The following is a 3,441-nucleotide window of genomic DNA, read 5'->3' on the forward strand; positions in this document are numbered from 1 at the left end:
CGGGTCGGCCAGCCGGTGCCCGAGCTGTACCCGGCGGGCGCGTGGGCGCAGGCCCTGGCACGGCAGGCCCGCGCCGCCGAACACGCCTTTTCCCCCGACCCCGACGCCGAACTCGGCCCGCTGGAGACGCGCCGGGCGCTCGCCGCCTACCTGAACGCCGAGCGCGGCGCCCGCGTGACCCCCGAGATGGTGATGCTGACCGGGGGCACCCAGGCCTCGCTGGACGCGCTGGCCCGCGTCTTTCTGGAAGAAGGGCGGGTGGCCGCTCTGGAAGACCCCACCTACCCCGGTGCCCGCGCCGCGCTGGGGGCGACCGGAGCGACGCTGTTCCCGGTCCCGGTGGACGGGCAGGGGCTGGACCCCGCCGCGCTGCCCGCGCGGGCCACGCTGCTCTACCTGACGCCGGGGGCGCAGTACCCCACCACGGCGCTGCTGCCCGCCGCGCGGCAATCGGAGGTGGTGGCGTGGGCGGCCCGGACCGGGGCCTTCGTGCTGGAGGACGACTACGCCGCCGACCTGCACCACGGCGGGCGACCCCCGGCGGCGATGCAGGGGCTGGCGCCGGAGCGGGTGATCCTCCTGGGCAGCTTTTCCAAGAGCCTCGCGCCCGTGACCCGCAGCGGGTACCTCGTCGCCCCGCGCGAGGTCATCCGCGTGCTGGCGGGCACCCGGCCCCTGACCGACCGCGCCCCCGCCACGCTGGACGCCCGCGCCCTGGCCGACGTGCTGGCCTCGGGCGCCTATGCCCGGCATCTGCGGGGGGCGAGGCAGGCGATCCGCCACCGCCACGAGGTGCTGCTCGCGGCCCTGGCAGCCGGGTTGCCCGGCTGGACGGTCACGCCGACGCGGGCGGGGCTGCATGTCCACCTCACCCTGCCCCCCGGTCTGTCCGAGACCGAGGCGGTTCGGCGGGCCGCCGCCGCTGGCGTCGCGCTGACTCCGGCGGGGCCACTCGCGCAGCTTGGGCGCCCGCCCGCCGTGCTGCTGGCCTTTGCCCACCTTCCCCCCGAGCGGNCTGGACGGTCACGCCGACGCGGGCGGGGCTGCATGTCCACCTCACCCTGCCCCCCGGTCTGTCCGAGACCGAGGCGGTTCGGCGGGCCGCCGCCGCTGGCGTCGCGCTGACTCCGGCGGGGCCACTCGCGCAGCTTGGGCGCCCGCCCGCCGTGCTGCTGGCCTTTGCCCACCTTCCCCCCGAGCGGCTGCGGGCGGGGATAGCGCGGCTGGTACACGCCCTGCCGCTTCCCCCCGACGCGAAGAACTCCACCGCTGCCCCCGCGTGAGCTGGATTACACTACGCGGGTGCGTCTTCTGCTGATTGCCCTGGTTGCGGCCCTGGCCCTGCTGTACGTCACCCTGGGCCTGCGCTTCGGGTACGTGACCCTCACCCCGACCTGGCTGGTGGGGGCGCAGGGCCAGAACCGCTACGTCCTGGAGGTCTACGAGGACGGGCAGCGGGTGGGCTACCGGGGCCGCTGCGCGGTCCAGAGTGGGCGGGCCGTGCTGCGGCTGCTCGCGCCGGACGGACGCCAGATCGTCGGGCGCACCTGTCAGCGGGTGGGCGACCGGAATGAGTGGACCCTGCACCTCGTGGGCGGCGGGCAACCGGGGCGCTATCAGCTGGTGGTGGATTTCGACGCCTATACCGGGCTGCTCGACCTCGCCGAGACGCGGCAATAGGTCCCGCGCACGTTCACAAAAAGCCGCCCCCACATGGGAGGCGGCTCTGAAGGCGTGCGGCTTCAGACCTGCTGCGCGGCCTTGGCCCGGTTGATGGCCTTGGCGAGGCGGCTCTTCTTGCGGGCCGCCGTGTTCTTGTGCAGGGTGCTGCCCTTGGCGGCCTTGTCGATCAGGCTCTCGGCCTTGCTCTGGGCGGCGGCCACGTCCTCACCGGCCGTGACAGCGGCGATGGCCTTTTTGGTAAAGGTCTTGATGGTGCTCTTGCGGCTGCGGTTGATCAGGCGGCGCTTGAGGCTCTGGCGGTGACGCTTCTGGGCAGACTTGTGACGTAGGGCCATGGGGATTCTCCTTGTTCTCCCGCTCTCGCGGGGCGGTCCCCTCACGCGGTCTCGCGCGGGGAACTCGACGCGCCGGGCCTCGGCGCTCCCGGCCGCCGCCGATAACGGGGCCGGGGCCGCCCCACCCCGGGGGGATGGGGGCAGCCTGGGAAGCTTAGCGCCCCCCGGCATCCCGGCGCAAGCGGCATACTGGGCGGGTGACCGACGAGGCGCCCTTCTTCCCGGACCCCGAACGGCAAAAGGCCCGCGACGACCTCCTCGCCTACGCGTTCCGGGCGCTGGCGGGCCGGGCGCTCACGGAAGCCGAGCTGCGGACCAGACTCGCCCGCCGCACCGACGACCCCACGCTGGCCGCCGAGGTCCTCGCCCGCGTGCAGGAACTGGGTTACCAGAACGACGCCGGGGTTGCCCGCGCCGAGGGCAGCCGCCGGGGCGTGGGCGGTTTCCGGGTGCGCCAGACCCTCAGGCGCCGGGGCGTGCCGGAGGAGTTGATCGAGAACACCCTCGCCGCCCGCGACCCCCAGCAGGAAGCCCAGGAGGCCCGCGAGTTGCTGCGTAGGCGCTGGCCCGCCCTGGCCCGCAAACGCGACCCCCGCGCCAGCGCCTACGCTTTTCTGGCCCGCCGGGGCTTCGGGGGCGCCGCGATCTGGGACGCCATCCGGGAGGTGGAGCAGCAGCAACCACCTGAGGACGATCCCGACGGGTGACAGCTGGCGGCTGGCCGCTCCCCCCTCTCCCTTGACACCCCCTGGCCCCCCGCGTAGACTGCCGGGCGCACCGAAAGCGGGCTTTTTTTGTGCCGCAGGTGCCGTGGTTCGGCGGGGCGTAGCGCAGCCTGGTAGCGCACGTCGTTCGGGACGACGGGGTCGGAGGTTCGAATCCTCTCGCCCCGACCACGGTCAAGGGCCTCCCCACCGGGAGGCTTCTTTTTGTCTTCTCGCCTCCCCTGCCCCGGAGCCTCCTCATGCGCGTTTACGCCATCGCTGACCTGCACCTCGCGTCCGTCACGCCCAAGCCGATGACGGTCTTCGGACCGAACTGGGCGGGGCACCCGGAGGCGATCTTCCAGCAGTGGCGCGAGGTGGTGCGCGGGGGGGACCTCGTGCTGCTGCCGGGCGACCTCTCGTGGGCGATGCGGCTGCCCGACGCCATGACCGACCTCGCGCCGGTGGCCGGGTTGCCGGGAACCAAGGTGCTGCTGCGCGGCAACCACGACTACTGGTGGCCGGGGCTTGCCAAATTGCGCTCGGCGCTGCCGCCAGGGATGCTGGCGGTGCAAAACGACGCGGTGCGGGTGGGCCGGGTGGTCGTGTGCGGCTCGCGCGGGTGGCTCACGCCGGGGTACGAGGCCCTGAGCGCCGACGACGACCGGTTGCTGCGCCGCGAGGCCGAGCGCCTGCGCCTGAGCACGGCGGCGGCGGCC

General features: G+C 74.1%; 5 protein-coding genes and 1 tRNA gene. 5 read left to right on the forward strand and 1 reads right to left on the reverse strand.

Annotated features, from left to right (window positions below; genetic code table 11):
* Nucleotides 1–15: 15 nt before the first annotated feature.
* The gene (locus tag QOL99_RS15925) at nt 16–1,125 is read left to right on the forward strand and encodes an aminotransferase-like domain-containing protein (RefSeq protein WP_456318872.1); all 1,110 of its coding nucleotides are present in this window, start codon (nt 16–18) and stop codon (nt 1,123–1,125) included.
* Nucleotides 1,126–1,302: 177 nt separating this feature from the next.
* Entirely contained in the window at nt 1,303–1,680 is a 378-nt protein-coding gene (locus QOL99_RS15930) for a hypothetical protein (RefSeq protein ID WP_285525263.1), read from the forward strand.
* Between the two features lie 62 nt (nt 1,681–1,742).
* Here the strand turns inward: QOL99_RS15930 and rpsT are convergent, their stop codons facing one another.
* Nucleotides 1,743–2,018 carry a 30S ribosomal protein S20 gene (rpsT, locus tag QOL99_RS15935; RefSeq protein ID WP_285525264.1) on the reverse strand — a complete coding sequence of 92 codons (276 nt, stop codon included), beginning with the start codon at nt 2,016–2,018 and terminating at the stop codon, nt 1,743–1,745.
* 197 nt (nt 2,019–2,215) lie between these two features.
* Here rpsT and recX point away from each other — a divergent pair, with 197 nt between their 5' ends.
* From recX to QOL99_RS15950, 3 genes are all read left to right on the forward strand, one after another.
* A complete protein-coding gene (recX, locus tag QOL99_RS15940; RefSeq protein ID WP_285525265.1) occupies nt 2,216–2,725 on the forward strand; it encodes a regulatory protein RecX in 510 nt (169 codons plus the stop codon).
* Between the two features lie 112 nt (nt 2,726–2,837).
* Nucleotides 2,838–2,914: transfer RNA gene (locus QOL99_RS15945), tRNA-Pro, on the forward strand.
* 68 nt (nt 2,915–2,982) lie between these two features.
* A partial coding sequence (locus tag QOL99_RS15950) for a metallophosphoesterase (RefSeq protein WP_285525266.1) occupies nt 2,983–3,441 on the forward strand: 459 nt, incomplete at its 3' end.

It is taken from the genome of Deinococcus rhizophilus, assembly GCF_030271215.1.
Taxonomy (GTDB): Bacteria; Deinococcota; Deinococci; order Deinococcales; family Deinococcaceae; genus Deinococcus; species Deinococcus rhizophilus.

Bases quoted from the DNA above. Each gene is read 5' to 3' on its own strand.
- rpsT (WP_285525264.1), bottom strand. From the start codon at position 2,018: ATGGCCCTACGTCACAAGTCTGCCCAGAAGCGTCACCGCCAGAGCCTC.